Origin of the sequence: Oceanitalea stevensii (assembly GCF_014837105.1) — a bacterium.
GTDB classification, from domain to species: domain Bacteria; phylum Actinomycetota; class Actinomycetes; order Actinomycetales; family Actinomycetaceae; genus Oceanitalea; species Oceanitalea stevensii.
On record NZ_JACSPO010000011.1, the window covers coordinates 59,642 to 80,542 of the forward strand.

The 20,901-nt window shown below is 75.5% G+C and carries 16 protein-coding genes; 1 reads left to right on the top strand and 15 read right to left on the bottom strand.

The genetic code is table 11. From position 1 onward, the window contains the following. Nucleotides 1-32: 32 nt before the first annotated feature. Nucleotides 33-3,119 carry a winged helix-turn-helix domain-containing protein gene (locus H9624_RS14305; RefSeq protein ID WP_251840574.1) on the top strand — a complete coding sequence of 1,029 codons (3,087 nt, stop codon included), beginning with the start codon at nucleotides 33-35 and terminating at the stop codon, nucleotides 3,117-3,119. On the opposite strand, the gene H9624_RS14310 is transcribed toward H9624_RS14305, so the two are convergent. The 15 genes from H9624_RS14310 to H9624_RS14380 form a co-directional block, all read right to left on the bottom strand. Next, nucleotides 3,116-4,750, bottom strand: coding sequence for a TFIIB-type zinc ribbon-containing protein (locus H9624_RS14310; protein WP_251840575.1), 1,635 nt, complete (start codon nucleotides 4,748-4,750; stop codon nucleotides 3,116-3,118). The two genes, H9624_RS14305 and H9624_RS14310, sit on opposite strands and share 4 nt — an antisense overlap. Continuing rightward, a complete protein-coding gene (locus tag H9624_RS14315) occupies nucleotides 4,734-5,291 on the bottom strand; it encodes a phage tail protein (protein WP_251840576.1) in 558 nt (185 codons plus the stop codon). The genes H9624_RS14310 and H9624_RS14315 overlap by 17 nt, the downstream gene beginning before the upstream one ends. Nucleotide 5,292: 1 nt before the next feature. Beyond that, nucleotides 5,293-7,236, bottom strand: coding sequence for a putative baseplate assembly protein (locus H9624_RS14320; protein ID WP_251840577.1), 1,944 nt, complete (start codon nucleotides 7,234-7,236; stop codon nucleotides 5,293-5,295). Between the two features lie 2 nt (nucleotides 7,237-7,238). Continuing rightward, on the bottom strand, nucleotides 7,239-7,643 hold the full coding sequence (locus H9624_RS14325) for a GPW/gp25 family protein (RefSeq protein ID WP_251840578.1): 405 nt from the start codon (nucleotides 7,641-7,643) through the stop codon (nucleotides 7,239-7,241). A 9-nt stretch (nucleotides 7,644-7,652) separates the two neighbouring features. Beyond that, nucleotides 7,653-9,482 (bottom strand): VgrG-related protein, encoded by a 1,830-nt coding sequence (locus H9624_RS14330; protein WP_251840579.1) that lies wholly within the window; start codon nucleotides 9,480-9,482, stop codon nucleotides 7,653-7,655. Further along, on the bottom strand, nucleotides 9,469-10,236 hold the full coding sequence (locus H9624_RS14335; protein ID WP_251840580.1) for a CIS tube protein: 768 nt from the start codon (nucleotides 10,234-10,236) through the stop codon (nucleotides 9,469-9,471). Before H9624_RS14335 ends, H9624_RS14330 begins: the two co-directional genes overlap by 14 nt. Before the next feature lie 9 nt (nucleotides 10,237-10,245). Next, on the bottom strand, nucleotides 10,246-10,686 hold the full coding sequence (locus H9624_RS14340; RefSeq protein WP_251840581.1) for a phage tail protein: 441 nt from the start codon (nucleotides 10,684-10,686) through the stop codon (nucleotides 10,246-10,248). Next, nucleotides 10,683-12,047 (bottom strand): hypothetical protein, encoded by a 1,365-nt coding sequence (locus tag H9624_RS14345; RefSeq protein WP_251840582.1) that lies wholly within the window; start codon nucleotides 12,045-12,047, stop codon nucleotides 10,683-10,685. Before H9624_RS14345 ends, H9624_RS14340 begins: the two co-directional genes overlap by 4 nt. Nucleotides 12,048-14,573: 2,526 nt before the next feature. Further along, nucleotides 14,574-14,732, bottom strand: coding sequence for a DUF6760 family protein (locus H9624_RS14350; protein WP_181424619.1), 159 nt, complete (start codon nucleotides 14,730-14,732; stop codon nucleotides 14,574-14,576). Then, on the bottom strand, nucleotides 14,729-15,175 hold the full coding sequence (locus H9624_RS14355) for a hypothetical protein (protein ID WP_251840583.1): 447 nt from the start codon (nucleotides 15,173-15,175) through the stop codon (nucleotides 14,729-14,731). Before H9624_RS14355 ends, H9624_RS14350 begins: the two co-directional genes overlap by 4 nt. Continuing rightward, entirely contained in the window at nucleotides 15,175-15,624 is a 450-nt protein-coding gene (locus H9624_RS14360; RefSeq protein WP_251840584.1) for a phage tail protein, read from the bottom strand. Before H9624_RS14360 ends, H9624_RS14355 begins: the two co-directional genes overlap by 1 nt. 33 nt (nucleotides 15,625-15,657) lie before the next feature. Further along, a complete protein-coding gene (locus H9624_RS14365; protein WP_251840585.1) occupies nucleotides 15,658-17,205 on the bottom strand; it encodes a phage tail sheath family protein in 1,548 nt (515 codons plus the stop codon). A gap of 130 nt (nucleotides 17,206-17,335) precedes the next feature. Then, nucleotides 17,336-18,088 carry an eCIS core domain-containing protein gene (locus H9624_RS14370; protein WP_251840586.1) on the bottom strand — a complete coding sequence of 251 codons (753 nt, stop codon included), beginning with the start codon at nucleotides 18,086-18,088 and terminating at the stop codon, nucleotides 17,336-17,338. A gap of 108 nt (nucleotides 18,089-18,196) precedes the next feature. Beyond that, complete coding sequence (locus H9624_RS14375; RefSeq protein ID WP_251840587.1) at nucleotides 18,197-20,224, bottom strand: ATP-binding protein; 2,028 nt, start codon at nucleotides 20,222-20,224, stop codon at nucleotides 18,197-18,199. Next, a complete protein-coding gene (locus tag H9624_RS14380) occupies nucleotides 20,221-20,901 on the bottom strand; it encodes a Pvc16 family protein (RefSeq protein WP_251840588.1) in 681 nt (226 codons plus the stop codon). The genes H9624_RS14375 and H9624_RS14380 overlap by 4 nt, the downstream gene beginning before the upstream one ends.

Consider the following 20,901-nt stretch of genomic DNA (forward strand, 5'->3'; position numbering starts at 1 on the left):
CACGACGGGCGGTGACAGGGACGGGGGGTCCTATGTGCGCGACAGCCGGCGAGCCGGACGGTGCCGTGCGCGCGGTCCCCCGCGCCAGCACCGCCGCCCCGCAGGTCTCCGGCCTGCGCCGCCCCCAGCTGCTCCGGGCCCTGGACACCGTCGCCCGCGACCGGATGGGGCTCGTCGTCGCCCCGCCCGGCACGGGCAAGACGACGCTGATGGCGCAGTGGGCCGCCGCCAGCGGCCTGCCCGTGGCCTGGTGCCGGCTCGACGCCGGGGCCACCCGCCGGCTCGTGCCCCTCCTGCACCGCGCCCTGGCCCCGCACCTCCCCCGCGACGACGCACCGGAGAGCCCCGAGCAGCTCGCGCTGACCCTGGAACGGCTGACCGGCCCGGTCCTCCTCGTCCTCGACGACCTCCACGTCCTCGCCGGCCAGCCCGCGGAGGCGGAGCTGGAGCAGGTGCTGCTCCTCGCGCCGCCGCAGCTGCGGGTGCTCATCGGCTCGCGGCGCATGCCCGGCTTCAACCTCGCCCGCAGCGAGCTCGCCGCCCTCGTCGTCCTCACCGGGGAGGACCTGCGCTTCCGCACGTGGGAGGTGGAGACGCTCTTCCGGCAGGTCCACCGCGCCCCGCTGCCCCCGCACGACACCGCCGCGCTCACCCGGTACACCCAGGGCTGGGCCGCCGCCCTCCAGCTCTTCCACCTGTCCACCATCGGCAGCCAGCCCGCGGACCGGCACCGGGCCGTCCACGCGCTCGCCGGTCGCGCCCGCTACGCGCAGGACTACCTCACCGCCCAGGTGCTCGCCGGCCTGCCGCCGGAGACCACCGCGTTCCTCGTGCGGACGTGCGTCTTCGACGCGCTCACCGCCGACCGGTGCAACGCCCTCCTCGGCACGACCGACGCGCAGCGGACCCTGCGGGACCTCGTCACCCGCCAGGCCCTGACGACGACGACGGACGGCGGGGAGACCTTCAGCTACCACGAGGTGCTGCGCCGCCACCTCGAGACGGCGCTGCGCGAGGAGCTCGGTCCGGCGGGCACCGCCGAGTGGTACGTCCGCGCGGCGGCGATCCTCGAGGAGGAGGGCGACCTCGTCGAGGCGCTGCGCGCGCGGGCCCGCGCCGAGGACTGGCCGGGCGTGCGCGCACTGCTCCACGAGTCCGGCGAGCGGGTGTTCGCCTCCCCGCACCAGGCCCGGTCACGCGACCAGACGTGGGCGGGCCTGCTGCCGGCCTGGCTCACCGCCTCCGACCCGTGGTGCTGCCTGGCCGACGCCCGCCGCCTCCTCGGGGACGGGCGTCTGGACGACGCCGCCGCGGCCGCCGAGCGCGCCCGCACCCAGTTCACCGACGCGATCGCCCAGAAGCTGTGCGACGAGCTCCGGGCCGACATCACCGCCTGGCGTGGCGGCCCGGTCCCGCCGCGGCCGCGCTGGCCCGACCTCCTCCTCGCCGCCACCCACCGCCACCCGCTCGACGTCGCCCGCCGAGCCGCCGCGGCCGAGGACCCGGCCGTCCGGGCGGTCGCGGGCTTCGCCCACCTCCTCGGCGGGGACCGCCGGGCGGGCAGCAGGGAGCTGCGCACCCTCGCGGAGCAGCCGGAGGGCACGGCCCCGGGCCTGGCCCTCGCCGCGCGCCTGGTCCTCGCGACACTCGGGACGATCGTCTCCGGTGGCGTGGGCAGACGCACGGAGGTGCGCGCCGGCCCCCTCAGCTCACCGCAGTCCTCGCCCTTCGACCAGATCTACCTCGATGCGGAGCACCACGGACTCACCTGGCTGGCCCGTCTCACCTCGGCGATCGCCGTCGCCGGGCACGGGGGCGACCGCCGTCCGATGGCCGCCGTCATCGGGGACCTCGATGCCCGCGGCGACCGGTGGGCGGCCGCGATCGTCGCCCTCGTGTGGTGCTTCATCCGGCTCCCGTCAGGGACGGTCGACTCCCGCACCCTGGACCAGCTGCGCCGCCGCCTGCGCGAGCTCGACGCCGGTGTCCTCGAGGCGTGGGTGAGCGCGATCGGCGCGCTGCTCGCCGCGGCGCAGCAGCTGCCAGACGCTGCCGAGCTGGCCCGCCAGGCGGAGGCGCACTCCCGGTCCGCCGGCGTCCCGGGCGCCTCAGCCATCGCCTACGCCGCCCTGGCCGCGGCACGGGCGGAGGACCGCGAGGAGCTCCTCACGCTCGCACGGACCACCGCCAGCACCACCGGCCTGGACTGCCGTCCGTGGGCCTGGCTGCCGGACATGTCCCCGTGGTCGCACGAGCCCGCCGGTCCCCGGCCCACCGCGCCGAGCCCCGACACCCCCGCGCCCCCCACGCCACCCTCGGCCGCCACTCCCCCGGCAGACCCCTCGACGAGCGGTCCCTCGGCGGCCAGCCCTCCCGAGCCGGGCTCACGTCCCGCCCCCGTCCTCACCGTCCGCTGCTTCGGGGAGCTCCAGCTGCTCGTCGACGGCCGGGTGCCCGACCTCAGCGGGATCCGTCCCCGCGCCCGGACGGTGCTGCGCTTCCTCGCCGTCCACGCCGGGCGCCCGGTCCACCGCGAGCTCATCGCCGACGCCCTGTGGGGCGAGCTCGACCCGGCGGCGGCGATGCACAACCTCCAGGTGAGCGTCTCGAGCCTGCGCGCGGCGCTCGAGCCGGGCGTGCCCGGCCGGCACAGCCGGATCGTCGTCCGGGACGGCGAGTCCTACATGCTCGCCCTGGGCCCGGGCTCCACGAGTGACGTCGTCGAGGTCGACGAGGCGCTGTCCGCGGCCGCGAGGGCCGCCCGCCGCGGCGACGTCACGGGCCAGCGCGCCGCGCTCAACGCGGTGCTCGCCGTGTACGCGGGGGACGTCCTGCCCGAGGAGGGCCCCGCGGACTGGCTCGTGCCCACCCGCGAGCGCTACCGCACCCGGGTGGCGGAGGCCGCCGCCCTGCTCGCCGAGCTGGCCCTCACCGCGGGCGACCACGCCGAGGCGGTGCGCGCGGCACAGCGCAGCGTCGACATCGACGAGTACCGCGACGACGCCTGGCGCACCCTCGTCGCCGCGCTCCGGGCCGCCGGCGAGCCGGCCGCCGCCGAGCGCGCCGCCCGCTCCTACTCGCAGGTGCTCCGCGAGCTCGGCGTGGCCGAGGACCCCTAGCCCCGCCCCCGGAGCTCCACCTCCGCGAGCGCGACCGGCGCCCCCAGCTCCTCCCCGTACACGGAGAGGATCGTGAGGCGGACCTGTTCGACGTCGCTGATCCCCACCGACACCGGCTGCGGCTCCCCGGTGTCGGTGAGCTCGACGTCCTGGACCTCCTCGCCCTCCGACGTCGTCATGGTCAGCCGCACGCCGCGAGGGCGCGCCTCCAGCAGCCGCTGCTCCTCCTCCCCGCCGTTGCCGGCGATGACGAGCACGGTGACGACGCGCGCCGGTTCGGACAGGACGAGATCGACCCACTCCCCGACGCCGTTGCCCTCCGGGGCCCACGAGCGGTCGAGGATCCCGTCGCGCACCTGAGCCGCGGGACGGTCCTCGCGTGCGCTCGAGGCCGTCACCTCGGCAGGGTTGATGGGCTTGTCGCCCGCCAGCCTGTCGACGACGGCGGCGTAGGCGCCGGCGAGGGAGTCGCGGGCGTACCAGGCACCTGCGCCGAGCAGCCCGAGGATGACGATGGTGACGACGAGCCCCGTCGGGAACCGCCGACGACGGCGCGCACGGGGCCGCGTCCCCGCCGCCGGGCCCCCGCGGGGCTCGGGCCGCAGCAGACGCTGCCACCACGAGCGCTGCGGCTGGACCGGGGCGTCGGTGAGGTCCGCGCCGCACCGGCGGCAGAAGTGCCGATGCGGCGCGTTGCCCGCCCCGCATGCGCCGCAGACGAGCTCGCCCGGGCGCGGGGGTGGCTCCTCCTCCTCGGCGCGGGGCACCGGGCGGCGCTGCACGGGCGCGCCGGGCTTGCGCGCCGCGGGCTGGAGCGGGGCCGGCCGGCCCGGCTTGGTGGGGCTGGGCTGCGCGGCGGCGGGCGCCTCTGCGCCGTCGACCGCCGGTGCCGACGCCACCTGCTCGCGCGGCTCCGCCGACGGTGGTGCCGCGGCGGCAGCGGCGCCCGCCCCCGCGGCGCCGGTGGCCGCCCGGGCGGTGCCAGCCCCTCGAGCGGCCTCGGTGCCCTCGCGGGCCGCGGCAGCCGCCGCCTGGGCGAGCGGACCGCCCCCGGCCGCCCGGCCCGCCTGGTCGGCGGCCGCCCGCCCGGGTGCCTGCGTGACACCGTGTGCCTGGGACCGGGCGCGGGACGCGGTGCTGCTCGCGTTCGACAGCGCCCCGCCCGTGGCCTGGTCGGCGGCCCGGCGCGCGGCCCGCGCCGCCCGTCCGCCAAGCCCACCGAGCGCGCCCGCGCCGGCTGCGGGAACCGCGGCCGGCGCCGGGGCGCCATCCGGTGCGGAGGCGGGGGCCGGCTCCTCGACCGGTGCCGGGGTGGGCGGGCGCCCGTCCGCCGGCGCCGGCTCGTCGGTCGCCGCGGGGCCCGCGCCGGTCGCCGCGAGCCGCGCGGGCTCGGCGTCACCGCCCCCATAGGTGTCTCCTGCGGCCGGCTCGTGCGCGCCGTCGTCGGCTCGCGCGGCCGGCCCCCCGCTGCCGCCGTCGCCTCCCGCGACCGCGCCGGTGCCGGCGGCGCCGGTCCCCGCGCCGGTGGCGACCGCGGCCTGCGTCTCCTCCCACTCGAGGTACGTGCCGCAGCTGCCGCAGAACAGCTCGCCGTCCTCGTTGCGGCCTCCGCACTCAGGACATGTCTGCATCGGAGTCCTCCACGACGTCGATGGTGTGGGCCACGTGAGCCGGCTTGACGGTGGTGACCACCCGCTCGAGGCGGGTGCGGTCCACGGCCCCCGGGTCGCGCACGTGCACGACCACCCGCAGCATCGGCTCCGGGGAGCCCGGGAGGACGGCGCCCGGCTGCACCGACCAGCTGCTCGCGCCGTTCTCCTCCACCTCGACCCGCCCGCCGACGACGAGCCGCACGGCGTCGACGATGCCCGCCGGGGTCCCGCGGACGCGGTGGATGGCGGCGGCACCGGCGACGATCTCGCGGCGCCGCTCCACCGACCACGTGTCGTCCACCTCGATCCCCACCCACTCCGCGAGCCAGTCGAGGAAGTCGGGTGGGGCGAGCTCGGGGTCGACGTAGCAGGCGAGGGTGTCGAGGGTGAGGAAGAGCGGTGCGAACGCCGCGTCGAAGGCCTGGACGAAGCGCTGGATGAACTCGTCCTCCTGGTAGACGGCCGGCAGCCGGTGCGCCACGGGCGCGACGCTGGGCAGGTGGGGGACGGTGCCGCGCACGTCATCGCCCCCCGACGACGCGCACCTGGTGCTGGTAGGAGAACACCAGTCCCTGCGGGTCGATGTCGATGCGCTGGACCGGTTCGCCGCGCTTGCCGGTGATCGGGTCCGCGCCGAAGAGCTTGACGTCCTCGACGATCTCGGTGCCGCGCAACGCCTGGAGGACGGCGTAGACCTCCCCGGCGTGGACGGGACGGCCGAAGGGCCACCCCTCGGCGTCGGGCCCGCCGGACACCGGGTCGAAGTAGGTGTTGAGCGCGGTGACGGCCTCCCGCTCCAGCCGCTCGCCGTCTGCGCGCGGGCGGGCCGCGAGCCGCGCCACGATGGTCACGCCCTGGTAGAAGGGTGGCTCGACGAGCAGCCGTGCCCCCACGGGACGGCGGCGGTCGAGGTGCTCGGTGATCCGGCCGAGCGCCTCCTCGCTGGGGACGAGGTCCTCGAAGCGCAGCCGGCCGGTGTCGTCGGGCACGGCGGAGGGCACGACGAGCAGCCGGACACCGCCGGACTCCTCCGGCGTCGTCGCCGGCACGCAGCGCACGCGCGCCACCGAGGGCTCGGCCCGCAGCGCGAGCTGCTCGTAGTCCTCGGCGGTGATCGCCCGGTCGCGGGTGCGCAGGAGCAGCGGGCCGCGCTCCCTCGCCTCGGCGACCGACTCCCCGGCCACGCCCCCGAGCGCCGGGCGCCGGTTCTCCACGCGGTCCACGAGGGGGATCGGGGTGCGCATGTCGGTGATCGTCCGCGCGGAGACGTTGCCCCGGGGCCCACCGCCCGTTCGGTAGACCGGGACCCGCAGCGGGGCGCCCTTGGGCGGCACAGCGCCGTAGGAGCGCAGGGTGCCGTCGGCCTGCCGGACCGCCGGCCCGAAGTGCACCTCGCCGGTGGCCCGGTCGAGCAGGAAGACCCGGTCCTCGGGCCCCGCGGAGGCGAAGGACTCCACCTCCGTCCACTCGTCCCAGCCGCTGCCGGCGGCCACCTGGACGACGACGTCACCACCGGCGACCACCGGGCTGCGGTCGAGGTGGAAGACCTGGGCGGGCACACCCTCGGACAGGCCGAGGATCTCGTCGCGGACGAGCTCCGCGTGGCTGGCGGGCACGGTGCCGCCCATCGTGAAGGCGGACACCGCGCCGATCGTCGGCGAGGCGCTGTAGCGCGGGTAGCCCTCGGGCGGCTCGACGACACGGCAGCGCAGCCAGCCGGCGCGCTTGCCGTCGATGATCGAGGCCCGGTGGTCGGGCACGTGGAGGACGACGTCACCGGAGCGGTTGAGGCCGCCGGTCCCGTCGGAGTCCACGTCACAGGCCCGCCAGCCGGTCCCGGTCCACGCCTCCCAGGTAATCGGCGGGAAGCGGGGGTCCACGCCCACGCCGCGGACCTCGCTGTCGAAGCGCAGGACGACGATGCACGACGGCGCCGCGTCGTCCAGGCCGAGGAGGACGACGTCGTCGTGCGCCGGGGTGTCGGTGAAGACGGCGAAGCGCTCCGCGGCCCGCAGGGCGTCACCGCGGTCGACGACGTCCCCGCCGAAGCCCTGGGTGAGGACGAGGGACAGCGACCGCGGGGGCACGACGAGGTCGCGGGTGGTGCGGAAGACGACCGGCTCCTCGGTCTCCGTGCGCGGCGTGACGGCCTCCGACTGGGCCGGCACGACGACGATCTCGCCCTGGGCGGCGGAGAGCCAGTAGGTGAGCTCCACGGACGCGGCCGTCGGCGGGTGGAGCGTCATCCCGAGCAGGTCGAGGAAGGAGACGTAGAGCTTGTCCGGCACCCGGTTGAGCCGGTAGGACAGCTGGTCGACCATGAGGGCGAAGGTCTCCACGAGGGTGACGCCGGGGTCGGAGACGTTGTGGTCGCTCCACTCAGGGCAGGTGGCCTGGATGTGGCGCTTGGCGTCGTCGACGAGCTGCTGGAAGCGGCGGTCGTCGAGGTTCGGGGCGGGGAGCACGGCTAACCCTCCTCGTGCTGGGGGATGACGTAGAACGGGAACACGAGGTTGCGGGGGTCGTTGGTGCCCCGCAGCGTGTAGGCGATGTCGATGTAGAGCACGCCGTCGTCGATCGCCTCGAAGCGGACGACGACGGCGGCGAGCTCGATCCGCGGCTCCCACCGTTCCAGCGCGACGCGGACGCTGTAGGCGATGTCGCCCGCGGTGGCGGCGTCGGCGGGCGCGAAGACGTAGTCGTGGACGGAGCAGCCGAACTCGGGGCGCATCGGCCGCTCCCCCGGCGAGGTCGCGAGGATGAGTCGGATGCTCTCCTCGATCTCGCGCTCGCCCGCGACGAGGGCGATGCGGCCGGTGGCGTCCGTGCGCAGCGGGAAGGCCCACCCGGTGCCGATGAACTCCTGTCCCACGACGGCCCCCTAGTTGATCTTGACGAGGGAGCCGCGGACGGTGGTGATGCCGGCGCTGGTGAGCTCGGCGGTCCCCTTGGCGTCGACCTTGACCGTCGCCCCGGTGAGGGCGGCGCTGGCCTGCGCGTCGGCGCTCAGCTGCGCGGCCTTGAGCGCGAGCTTTGCGCTCGCCTCGATCGTCACGTTCATCGCCTTGAGGGACAGGTCCCCGGTGCTCGTGGTGACGGAGACGTTCTTCTTCCCCGTGACGGTGACGTCCTGCTCGGCGGTCACCTCCAGCGGCCCCTGGGAGATGAGGACGACGCCCTTCTGGCCGCTCTGGGTGAGGGTGAGGCGCTGGGCACCGTTGCTGGTGGAGACCGTGAGGGCCTCCTGCTGGCCGTCCTCGAGGAACTCCACGACCATCCCGGTCCGGGAGGTGAGCGCGCGCCGCTTGACCGAGCCGTCGTTGTGGACGTGCGCGGCCCAGCCCGCGCCGGGTGCGTCCTTGCCGTTGTACAAGCCCCCGAGGACGTAGGGCTCGTCGAAGGAGCCGCCGAAGGCGACGAGGACCTCGTCGTTCACCTCGGGCAGCCACGACACGCCCCGGTTCGTGCCGGCGCCGAGCTGGACGGGCCGTGCCCACCAGCTCTCGTAGCCGTCCGCGAAAGGGAACTTCACCTTGACGCGCCCGTGGCTCTCCGGGTCCTTGACGTTGGTGACGAGTGCCGTGGTGGCCCTCCACCCGGCGGTCGCGGAGGGCTGGCCGCCGGCGATGACGCCGTAGACCGACCGGTCGGAGACGTCGGCGGCGCTGAAGGAGGTCACGTAGCCCTCCTGCTCCCCGAAGTCGTGCCGGACGGTGGTGAGGACGTACTTGCCACTGAACTCGGGCCCGACGTCGACGACGTTGACCGCCGTCGCCGCCCGCAGCCGCGGGTTGCCGCGCACGAGCCCCTCGATCTCGGCGAAGCCGCCGGCACGGGCGGTGGCGCTCACCGTCGCGGCCGTGCGGGCGGCGTCCAGGGTGGCGAGCCCGGACACCGGGAGGAGGTGCTTGGTCCCCTTGACCTCCTTGGCGAGCGCGACCGGGGTGGACTGGAGCACGGCCGCCTGCGTCGCGACCCGTCCCGGGGCGACCACGTCGCGCTTGGCGGTGTAGTCCCAGCCGCGGGCCTCGACCTCCGGCACCTGGGTGGACGCGGTGACGGTCGCGCGGAAGGAGAGGAGGTTGCGGCCCGCGGAGAGCACCTCGGGCGTCGCCCGAGGGTCGGTCCCCGACGGCGCTGTGCTCGCCGTCGTCGGCGTGTCGACGTGGACCGTCCGGCCCCGGACCCAGACCGCGGCGCCCACCGTCTGGGCGAGCCGGCAGAGGAGCTCCCAGTCCGACTCGCCGTCCCGGGACAGGTGCTTGTGCTTGGTGGTGAACGGACCGACCTGGGCCTGCAGCCCGGCGTCCCCGAGCACCTTGGCGACGACGTCCTTGACCGACATCTCCGTGAATGCCTCCACCTTGGCGCCGGACTGGAGCCGGTGGCGCACGTCCAGGGCACGCACGGTGGTGAAGGCGCCGGTCTGGTCGATCTCCTTCTCCAGGGCGGTGACGTCCCCGTCGAAGAGCGGGACGGGAGCCCCCTGACCGCTCTGCTGCACGGCGACGGACACCGCGGCGCCGATCTTCGCCCCGATGGTGCCGAGGATGTCGTGGTTCGCGTCGCTGAAGCGCAGGACGGCCATGCTCGGGACGTGGGCGGAGTCGTCGACGTAGGCGGAGGCGAGCATCGCCGTGGCGGCGGGCGTCAGCGCCGTCCCGTTGACGGACACGACGACCTGGCTGCTGTGCTCCTCACCGAAGGGCACGGGACACCTCCCCGCCCACCGGCGCGAGCTCCTCGATCGCGGGGAGCATGACGGCGGTGCCCAGACGGACCCGGAAGGGGTCGTCGATCCCGTTCGCGGCCGCGACCGCCCGCCACAAGTCCGGCCGGCCGTACTCGCCGTAGGCGAGCGCGGGCAGCGTGTCCCCCTCGGCCATGACGTGGACGCGGCGCGGGACCAGGCCGCCGGACGTGGGGTTCTGCCCGGAGGGGTCGCCCGACAGCTCCTCGAGCACGACGGAGACGACCGCGCGGATCGGCACCCCGCCGCTGGTGAAGAGGGTGTACTTCGCCGACACGCTGGAGATGTAGGAGAGGAAGCCGGTGATCCCGCCCCAGCGGAAGACCGCCCACGGCGGGGAGTCACGCTTCTGGTCGTGGGAGCTGGTGGTCGGCACGCAGCACCCGAGGAGCAGGTCCACGGCCTTCACCACCGAGTCGTCCTGGGTGTCCGACGCGTCGAGGAACATCTCGAGGTTGAGCTTGGAGGGCTGGGGCCCCTGGTACTGGGGCGGTCCGCTGCTCCGGTTCCCGGTGCCGGTGGCACGGGCCCAGGTCGCCGCCTTGGCGATGGTCAGCTCCTTGGGGTTGAACTGGAACTGGACCCGTTGGAGCGGTGCTCCGGGCTTGGCCAGCGAGCCGTCCCGCGAGGGCTCGTACAGCTGGAGGTAGGCCTTCTCGAACTTGCTGGCGCCGCCGGCCGACGCGGTCGCGGCTTCCAGCCCGGGGTTGACCATGCCGCTGCCCTACTTTCCGGAGTCCAGGAAGCCGTGGTGGGCGAGCTCGAGCGTCTCGGTGAGGACCTTGCCCTGGTCGGCCGTGAGCGAGGGGCCGGTCCACCGGACGGGGACGACGCGCTTGAGCTTCCACTCGGCGACGACCGTGCCCGACGCCGTCATCGCCTTGATCGTCCCGGTGACCTCCTGGTAGCCCCTCGCCACCCCCGCGATCCACGAGGCGATCTTGCTCGTGTCGGCGCCCAGCGGCCGGCTCAGCTTGATGTTCGAGTACTTGATCCGGGTGGGCAGCTGCCACACGAAGCGGTTGTTGCCGCCCTCCTCGCGGGTCTCGATGACGAACTCGCAGCCGAGCCCCTCGCAGCTGCTGAACGCACCGAGGTTCGCGTGGTCGATGGTGACGACGTACCGCACCGAGACCGCGGTGTCGGTCTCCGCCAGGACGGTCATGGCCATCTCCGATCTGTTCGCAGTCCCCGACGTTCGCGGTCGAGGAGGATCTCGTGCCGCATGCGTCGCAGCAGCGGCGGGAAGAGCGCGTCGACGAGCCCGGCGAGCTGCGCCGGGTCGGGCACCGGGGCCGGGTTCGACTCGGCCGGCGCCTCGGCGGGGGCCGCGTCTGTGACGACGACGTCGGCCGTCCCCGTCGGCGCGTCCTCGACCGGTTCCGGCTCGACCGTGGCGGGCGGCGCCTCCACGGGGACGTCGGCCGGCGCCGGGGCGCGACGCCGGTGCTCACCCAGGGGGCGACGGCGCAGGCCGCGGCCGCTCACCTGGCCGGACACGAACTCCCGCTGCACGGTCGGGGAGTCCCAGCCGCCCGGGTCGAGCTGGACCGAGGGGCCGGCGAGGAGCGGCAGGGCGCCGGACGGGCCGGCCGGCCCCAGACCGCCGGCCCAGGCGGACGCGGACGAGATGCCGACCGACCGGGCCACGGCAGGCTCGACGGACCGGGCCATGGGCGACGTGCCGACCGACCGGGCCGCGGGAGGAAGCCCGGCGGACCCGGCCATGGGCGAGGTGCCGACCGACCGGAACACCGCGGGCAGGTCGAGGGACCCGGCCACGGCCGACGTGCCGACAGGCCGTGCCGCGGCGGGGAGGTCGACGGACCTGGCCATGGGCGAGGTGCCGGCCGACCGGACCACGGGAGGAAGCTCGGCAGACCCGGCCATGGGCGGGATGCCAGCCGACCGCGCCACGGTGGGGAGCTCGACGGACGCGGCGAGCAGGTCACCGGCCCGGACGACGGACGGCATCCCGACGGGGCCCGTCCGTACGTCACCGTGCCCGGCGGCGTCCTGCGCCGCCGCGGGACCGACGGGCACGTCGGCGGACCGGTCACCGGTGGCGGCTGGAGCCCGGGCTGCGCTGGTGGCGGCTCCGCCCGCCGACAGGACGTCGACGGACCGGGCCACGGCCGGCGCACCGGAGGCGACAGCGACCGGCTGCGCACCTCCGGACGGGCTCACGGCGGACGTCGCCGACCGGGCGACCGAGGCCACGGCACCTGGGCGGGACCGCACGGCCGAAGGACTGCCGACGCCGGGCTGCCGGGCGGCCGTCGTAGCCACTCCTGACGGCACGGGACGCAGCCGCTCAGCGAGCGTGCCGGTGACGGTGGAGCGCTGCGCCGCGAGCGGGGCCTCCCCCGGCGCCGGGTCGACCGCTCGGGGCGCCACGGTGCGCCACGGCAGAGGCGCGGCGGCACCGCTCGTCACGCGGGCGACGACCGCCGCCGCCCGGCCGATGCCCTCCGCGCCAGGCGCCGCGGCGAGCGGCAGCTCAGGGCTCGCGGCTCCGGCGGACACGGCCGTGCTCCCCGCTCCACCGACCGACGCATCGAGGGTGAGGTCCAGCGCCGCAGCAGGTTCCGCCAGGGTCGGCCCGGATCCCCCGTTGTCCGTTCCGGAGGCGGCACCGACGGACCCGTCGAGCGTGCCGGGAGAGGGACGATCAGCGGCAGCCTCCGGGCTGGGCTCGGTACCGGCCCGCTGGACCGGCCACGCGTCTAGCGCGGCGGAGTCGTCGGCCGCCACCGCGGCGTCCTCGCCGCGCGGGAGCGGGATGCTCGGACGGGCGTCGACGCCGTGACCACCCGGGACCGAGGCGACCGGGAGCGACGCGTCAGCACGCTGGGCGACCGCCGTCGGAACCGGAGGCGCTGCGCGACCCGTCGTCGCCGGCGCCTCACCGAGCGTTCCCGCCGTTCCGTTCAGCGGGGGCGGGCCACCGAGGGCGGGCGGGATCCCCGCGTCTGACTCGCGCGCGGGCGTCGGCAGGTCCTGCGCGGGACGCTGGAGGGAGTCGGTCCGGCTCACGCCCGCGCCGCCGGCCGATGCCCGGCTCACGGTGAGCGGATCGGCTGCCGCCGCACCCGAGGCCGACGGTGGTGCTGCGTCCGGCCCGGCCACGCTCCTGCCGGCGACCGGCATGGCCGCGGTGCCGACTGTGGCGGAGGGCGGGGCGACGCTGCTGCCGGGGGGCGTGGACGGTGGCGTTGTGGGCGGAGTGGTGGCGGAGAGCAGCGGCGCGGTCGCTGCGGCCTCCGAGCCCGACGCCGGTGGCGAAGTCTCAGGAGCACTGTCCCCGCTGACGGGAGCGGACGCGTCGGCCGAGCTCGGCGCCGACGGTGGAGTCGGAGGAGCGGTGTCCCGGCTGACGGATACCGATGCGTCGGCCGGTGCCGACGGCGGCTGCTGAGCCGCGGCGGCACGGCTGACGGAGAGCGGCAGCGCGGCGGCCCGGCCCGGAGCCGGCGGCACCCCGGCGGCACGGCCGACGGCGGCCGGCAGTGCGGCGGCCGGGCCCGGAGCCGGCGGCACCCCGGCGGCACGGCTGACGGGGACCGGCCGCGCGCCGGGCTGGCCCGGATCGGACGGCGTCCCGGTGGCACTGCTGGAGGAGACGTGTGGTGCGGCTTCCGGGCCCGGGGCCGGCGACGCCCCCGCGGCACGGCTGACGGTGGGTGAGGGTGGGGCCGTCCGGCTCGGCGGCGAGGGCGGCGTGTCGGGCGCGGTGTCCCGGCTGGCGGTGCGGGGCGCGGCATCCGCGGGGCCGGGCCGGGCGGACGGGGGCGGCCCGGCATGACCGTCGGTCCGGGGGCCTCCTGCCCGGTTCACCGGGAGCTCCGCGGAGCGGCTCACCATCGGTGACGGCAGCGCTCCCCCGTGGGTCGGCGCTGCAGCGCTGGTGGACGGCAACTCCGGGGTGCGTCCGCCGTCCCCGCCCGCCGGTGGTCCTCCGGCAGTACTCCCCGGAGCACCGATCGTCCCGACGTCGTGTGCAGGCGGGCCCCCGTCGGATCCCGGCTGAGCAGCGGGAGGGGGCGGGGACTCCGGGACCGCGCCGGTCGCCTCCGCCGGGCCGGCCGCCCCGTCGCCGCTCGCCGTCGAGGCGGCGGTGGGCGGCTCCACGGCACGCTGTGCCCGCAACGGGTGTGGGGCGTCGACGGCTGCCCCAGCACCGGGCGAGGCAGCGCCGTCGCCGGACGACGCCGCACCAGCCTCCGCGGTCGGCGCCGCGGCACCGTCCGGGGAGCCGCTGCGGAAGTCCGGCGGGGCGGGGCTCTCCGGCTCGACCCCGGGCGCCGGCTGCCGGGCGGCCGGGGCGGGGACGGTGCTGAGGGGGGCGCCGAGACCCAGGCGCCGGGGAACGCTCCGCTGCACCGTCGGTCCCGCACCCCGCGCACCGTCACCGGCCACGGGCGCGGGACTCCCCCCGGTGCTGCGCTGCACCGGCGGGGGGTCGAGGGGTCGGCCGGGACTGAGTGGGATCTCCACGACCGTGCCGTCGTCGGGCTGCGGGTCGGGGTTGGTCCACGCGACCGGCGGCTGTCCCGCCGCGTCGAGGCCCGCGCCGTCCGCCACCCGCTGGACCGGCGTGCTCCCGGCTGGCGGCGGGGGCGCCAGCGGGCCGGGGGACGGCGCGAAGTGCACCACCGGGAGGCCCGGCGCCGCCGTCGCCCGGGTGAGCGGGCCGCCGGCGGTCCCGCCGGTCGCCACCGTCGACGTCCCGGCAGCCGGCAGCCCCGTGGACGAGGCGCGCGCGACGGTCGCCAGCCCACCGCCGTCGCCGTCGACCACCCCGGACCAGGACGACGCGCTGACCAGGTGCGACATCCGGCCGGTGAGGCCGATGTCGCGGCCTGTCGCCGTCCAGCCCGCCGCGGTGCCCTCGTGGACGGGCGTCATGGGCGCGATGGTCCGTTGCAGGGGCGCGTGGAATGCCCAGCCGCTCGGGCTCGGGGCCGGCCGCGCGGGGGCGGTCCGCCGCGTGGCGACCTGCTCACCGCCGGCGGGCTCCGTCGTCCGCCGCTCCCAGGGCCACCGCATCCCTCACCGCTCCTCGGACAGGCGCGTGTTGATCTGCGCGATCTCCCGGACGTACCGCAGTCGCTGGGCGTGCTCGAGGTCGAGGATGTCGTCGAGCGGCCAGTGGAAGTGGTAGGCGACGTACGCGACCTCCTCGTAGATGCTGTCGGGCGCGTACGTCACGATTCCCCCAGGCGGCCACCGGAGAGGTCGAGGGTGAAGCGGTGCGAGCACTCGGGGCAGGTCACCGCGGCGCGGGTGTGCCCCTCGGCGTTGACCCGGCGGTAGAGGTCCTGGAGGAAGGCGACGTCCGAGGCGAACATGTTCTCCACGACCGTCGCGTCCACCGTGGTGAGCGTGCCGAGCCGGGTGATGACCCGCCCGAGCAGGACGACGGTGGTGAAGGCGGCGTTCTCCTGCACCCGCGCGTCGTACAGGGGCAGCAGCTCGTCGCGTGCCGTGGCCAGGCGCATGGTGCCGGACCTGTGGAGCACGCCGTCGTTGTCGAGGTAGCCACGGGGCAGCTCGAAGTCGAACTCGGTCCGCAGCGTCTCGCGCCCACCCGGGGCGGCCGTCTCCTCGACGGCCGCCTCGGGCAGGACGAGGCCGGGGGATCCTCGTCGCATCAGGCGAACTCCATCTCGTCCCAGCAGACCGTGAACGTCTCGGTCATCGGCTCGGTGGACCCCGCCTTCAGCGTCCCCCCGACCTCGACGTCCTTGATCCAGCAGTTGCGGTAGTTCAGCGTCGTCACCGGTGTGCCGTCGGAGGACATGATCTTCACCGCCGCCGTCTTGCGGGCGCCGGCGAGGTCACCCTGCATGATCTTCTTGAGCCAGTCGGTGATGGTCTTGGAGTCGGTCAGGCCCCGCTTGACCTTGAACTCCCCCGGCTTCTGCCGGCCCATCATCTGGCGGGTGATGAACTTCCCGCTCTGGTCCTGGTGCTGGTAGGCGATCTTGTCGACCTCCGCCTTCAGGCCGCTGACCTCCATGACGTAGGGCACCTGCACACCGTCGATCGTCACGCTGAACGAGTACGCCGGGGCGAGGTCCATGGCATCTGGGAGAGGCATGGCGTGTTCACTTCCTTCTCAGTCGGTTCTGGGTCACTCGGAGACGAGGCTGGTGCCGCCCGAGAACTGGGCGAGCTGGAAGATGACGAACTCGGCCGGCTTCACCGGGGCCACCCCGATCTGACAGGTGACCTGGCCGGCGTCGATCGCCTCTGCCGGGTTCGTCTCGCGGTCGCACTTGACGTAGAACGCCTCGTCCGGCGTGAGGCCGAACAGGGCCCCCTTGCGCCACTCGTTGACGAGGAACGCCGCGATCGTCCGTTCGATGCGCGACCACAGCGCGTCGTCGTTGGGCTCGAAGACCACCCACTGGGTGCCCATGAGGATGGACTCCTCGAGGTAGTTGAACAGCCGCCGCACGTTGAGGTAGCGCCACGCGGGGTCGCTCGACAGGGTGCGCGCGCCCCAGATCCGGATGCCGCGGCCGGGGAAGCTGCGCACGCAGTTGATGCCCACCGGGTTGAGGAGGTCGTGCTCGGCCTTGGTGAGGCTGGTCTGCAGCGCGATCGCGCCGCGGATGACCTCGTTGGCCGGAGCCTTGTGCACTCCGCGCGAGTCGTCGTTGCGCGCCCACACGCCCGCGATGTGCCCCGACGGCGGGACGAACCGGTTGCTGCCCGTCGAGGGGTCGAAGACCTTGATGTACGGCCAGTACAGGGCGGCGTACTTCGAGTCGTAGCCGGCGCCGTCCACCCGCCAGTCCTTGATCTGCTGCGGGGAGAGGTTGGGCGGCGGGTCGAGGATCGCCAGGCGGTCCCCCATGAGCTCGCAGTGCGCGATCATCGCGAGCTGGACCGCCTGGACGGTCTCGAGGTCGATCGCGCCCTGCTCGTAGGCGGCCATGAGGTCGGGGACGGCGAGCATCGTCACCTCGTCGATCGCCTCGAGGCCGGCGAAGCCGGTGCGCTCGGCGGCGTCCCCGACGTAGTCGTCGGCCCCCAGCCGTTCGGTCGTGACCGGCGCAGGCTCCGGGGCGGGGGCGACGAGCTCCGTCTCCCCCTTGTCCGGCTTCATGAGCGCGCTGCCCTGGGCGACCTCCTCGATCGTCACGAGCTTGGACTCGGCGCTCACCTTGGTCGCGAGGTTGTCCCCGCCCTTCTTCGTCGTGAGGCCGTCGAAGGTCTCCGCCGGCTTGCCGTCGACGTTGACGACGAGACGGAAGCGGTCGTCGGGCGCCTTCTCGTCCTCCGGTGCGGCGACCGAGACGGTGACCCGCTTCGTGCCGACCTGCTTGGCCACCACCCGGTAGCCGCCGAGCAGGGCCTCGGGGCGTCCGCCGACCTGCTTGCGGCCTCCGCCGGACTGCCCGTTGCCGCTGTCGGCCCCGACCCGCACGACGTAGCAGTTGCCGCCGCCGTTGAGGAAGTAGCCGTAGACGCTGTGGGCGAGGTAGGAGGTGGGGACGAAGTCGCCGAAGGTCTCGGCGAACTGGGTCCAGTTGGACACGAGGGTGGGCTCGTTGACGGGCCCCTTCGTCGCGAGCCCGACAAAGGCCGCGACGGCGGTGCCTACGCCCTCGATCGGTCGAGACCCAGCCTCGACCTCCTCGACGTACACACCTGGTGACAGATAGGTCGGCATGATCGTTCCTCCGGGTACCGGCGAGCGTGTGGGTGAAACAGTGCGGGTGGTGCGCCGGTCGCCCGTAGTCCGCCGGGCCGCCGTCGCGGGTAGGCCGGGCTGCACGAAGGGGCACGCCCGGAGGGCCGGGTCAGCCCGGGTCGGCGCCCGGCACCTCCTCCTCGACGTCGTCGCGCTGGACGAACGCGCCCTGCAGCTCCTCCTCGTCCTCCTCGCGCTGGACGAACGCGCCCTGCAGCTCCTCCTCGTCCTCCTGGCGCTGGACGAAGGTGCCCTGGAGCTCCTCCTCGTCCTCCTGCCGCTGGACCGGCGCTGGTGCGGGTCCGGACATGACGGCCTCGGCCGTGGACGCCGCCTCGCGCTCGAAGCGGTCGCCGGGGTCCGAGACCCGCACGCCCGTGCCGGTGTCGCTCCCGTCGACCGGTCCGTTCCGCTGCTGCACGACGTGGGTGAGCTCGTGGGCGAGCATGGTGCGTCCCGCCGTCGACGACGGGTCGTAACGCTGGAAGACGACGTCGGAACCTACCGTGTAGGCGTGGGCGCCGACGGCGCGGGCCGAGTCGCTCGCGGCGCCGCCGCTGTGGACGCGGACGTCGGTGAAGTCGGCGCCCAGGCGGGCCTCCATGTCCGTCCGCACCTCCGGCTCCAGGGCCTGCCCGCCGCCGGAGCCGACGACGTCGAGGACGGGGGAACGCTCCGGCTGGAGAGCCTCGCCGGTGGCCTCGTTCCCCACCAGCCGCTGCAGTCCGAGCAGACCCTCCGCCCCGAGGACGTCCGGGCGGTGGGCGGCCGCGGCGCGCAGCAGGTGGGGCTCCGGTGCGGTCGGCCGGGACGTCAGCGTCGATCGTTCCCGGGACGGGTCCCGCTGGTCGTGCTCGCGCATCGTCACCCCTCGGTTCGGCTGCGTCCACGGTCCCAGCGGGCGCCGTGCCGGTGAAGGGTCCGCGGTCCGTCCCAAGGGGAAGGCGCCGGTGCCCGAACGGGCGCCCGCTCACCGCACGAGCGACCAGTAGCCGCCGAACTCGCTGGGCACGGTGAGCCGCCCGAGCTTGCGGTACTCGCGCTGCACCGCGGTGACGACGTGGGTCATCGTCACCGTGCCGCCGTCGTCGGCCGCGAAGTACGCCGCGGTGACGGCGGCGGACCGGATCGCGCCCCCGGCCAGCTCGAAGGCGGCGGCGCAGAAGCCGAGGTCCAGGTCAGCCGCCCGCGGCAGCGCGGCGCCCAGGCACCGGTCCCACAGCCGCTGCCGCTGGGCGACGTCCGGCACCGGGAAGTCGACGACGACGTCGAGCCGGCGGGTGAAGGCGTCGTCGATGTTCGCGCGCAGGTTGGTGGCGAGGACGGCGAGGCCGTCGAAGCTCTCCAGGCGCTGGAGGAGGTAGGCGCTCTCGATGTTGGCGTAGCGGTCGTGGGCGTCCTTGACCTCCGAGCGCTTGCCGAAGACCGCGTCGGCCTCGTCGAAGAGGAGGACGGCGTTGACGCCCTGCGCGGCGGTGAAGATCCGCTCGAGGTTCTTCTCCGTCTCCCCCACGTACTTGTCGACGACGGTCGCGAGGTCGACGACGTACAGGTCCAGACCCAGGTCCTGGGCGACGACCTCCGCCGACATCGTCTTACCCGTGCCCGAGTCGCCCGCGAAGAGGGCGACGACGCCGCGCCCGCGAGCGCCGCCGGGACGCATCCGCCAGTCGCCGAGCACCTGCTCGCGATGACGGGCACGCAGGGCGATCTCCCGCAGACCGGTGAGCGGGGGCTCGGGCAGCACGAGGTCGGCCCAGCCCACGGCGGGCCGCACCCGGCGGGCCAGCCGCTCCAGGGCCGTGCCGTTCTCGGCGCGCGCGCCGGCGAGCAGGTGCTCCACGCCGATGCTGCTCTCCCCCGCCAGACGCGCCTGCACCCGCGCGGCATGGGCGGCGCGCACGACCTGCTCGGGCCGCAGCCGCAGCTGGGAGGTGGCGGCCACCTGCTCCGGGCCCACACCGTCGGCGGCGAGCTCGGCCAGCCACAGCGCGCTGCGCTCACCGACGGTGCTCTCAGGGACGTCGACGAGGAGCGGGACCTCCGCGGACCACGCGGGGTCCCAGCTGCGGTCCCCGACGAGCAGCACGGGCGCCTCCCCCGCGGTGAGGACGTCGAGCACCCCCGCCGGGGGCGTCTCGACCGGTCCGGCGACGACCCCGGCACCGCGCAGCCGGGCCTCGCGCAGCACGAGGCGGGCGAGCTCGACCGGCTCGGGCTCGGCCGCGAGCGCCGCGAGGTCGACGTGGACGACGCCGTGCCCGCTCGCGCGCAGCGCGCGCACGGCCAGGGCGCGCCCGGACCCGGTGGCCGGCTCACGGAGGTAGGCCAGCCGCGTGCCCTCCTCCAGGGCGCGGGCGAGCGGCACGGGGTCGCCCCACGCGACGTCCGGCAGTGCGCGCAGGAGCGGCGCGACGGAGGGGTCCGGCGTGTCGTCACCCAGGAGGTGCCCGACGACGCGGTCGGGCACCCGCAGCGCGCGCCCGGTGAAGGCCCGTTCTCCGTCCTCGACGGTGAGGAGGCGCGCCGTCGTCAACGGGCCGTGGAGGAGGCGGGCCCGGACCTCCGCCGCGGCGAGCGGCACCCCGCACAGCGCGAGGGCCACCTCCACGATGGGCCGCCGGCGGGTGACGTCGTCGTTGAGGTATCCGTAGAGCGCCTCGAAGCGGACGTCGAGATCCCCCGCGAGGGCGACGAGGAGCAGCTCCTCGTCCAGCGGCGTGAGGCCGAAGTGGCGGGTGAGCTCGCGCAGCCGCACCCGCTCTCCGCGCGCCTCGGCGGCGTCCGCCAGCACCTCGGCGGCCGCGAGGCCTCGCCCGTCGGTGGGCGGGCGGGGGGCCGCCGGCCCGGACTCGAGCAGCCGGGTGACCATCTCCTCGCTGAAGTAGAGCCCCCGGAAGGGGTCGTCGGGCTGCGGGTCGGTGGCGCGGCGCTCGGCGACGAGGTCACGCACCCGCTGCTCGACGACACCGAGCCGGGCCAGGAGGTGGGCGATCACGTGGGCTTCTTCCTCGGCTTGCGCGTGCGAGGGGCGGGGCCGGCAGGCGCCGGGGGCTTGCGCTCCTCGGGGCGAGCCCGCCGCCCGCCGGCGCGCTCCTGCGCCGGGCCGCGCATGTCGGAGATGCTGACGACGGTCGGGTCGGCGACCGGCGGGCCGACCGGGAGGGCGGCCCCGGAGCTGAAGGGGGCGGTGAGGACGACGTCGATCGAGGGCTTGAGCTGGCCACCGAGGGAGGACCAGACGTCGGCGAAGCCGCGGTCCTCCGGCGGCGGCAGGCCGACGGTCAGCGGCACGCGCAGGCCCTCGAGGTCGTTGCCGAGCATCTCCGGGGGAAGGATCTCGACGGCGAGGAGCGCGCCGAGCAGCGCGTCGAGGAGCCGGTGCTCGTCCTCGGGGCGCGCGGTCCACGCGGTGACGAGGTAGGAGAGCTTGAACAGCCGCGGCGCGGGCACCCGGCCGGTCACCGTCCCGTCGGCACCCGTGCGGGGCGCCCAGCCGCGCTCCCTCCAGCGGGTGTCCTCGCGCAGGTCGTAGAGGTAGAGGTTGACGGTGGGGGCGTTGCGGCGCGCGGCCCACTCCGTCGTCGGCGCGTCGAGGACGACGTCGACGTCGGAGCCGTCCAGGGCGCGGGTCCGCACGAGCTCACGCAGCGCCTCGTCGATCTCACGGATCAC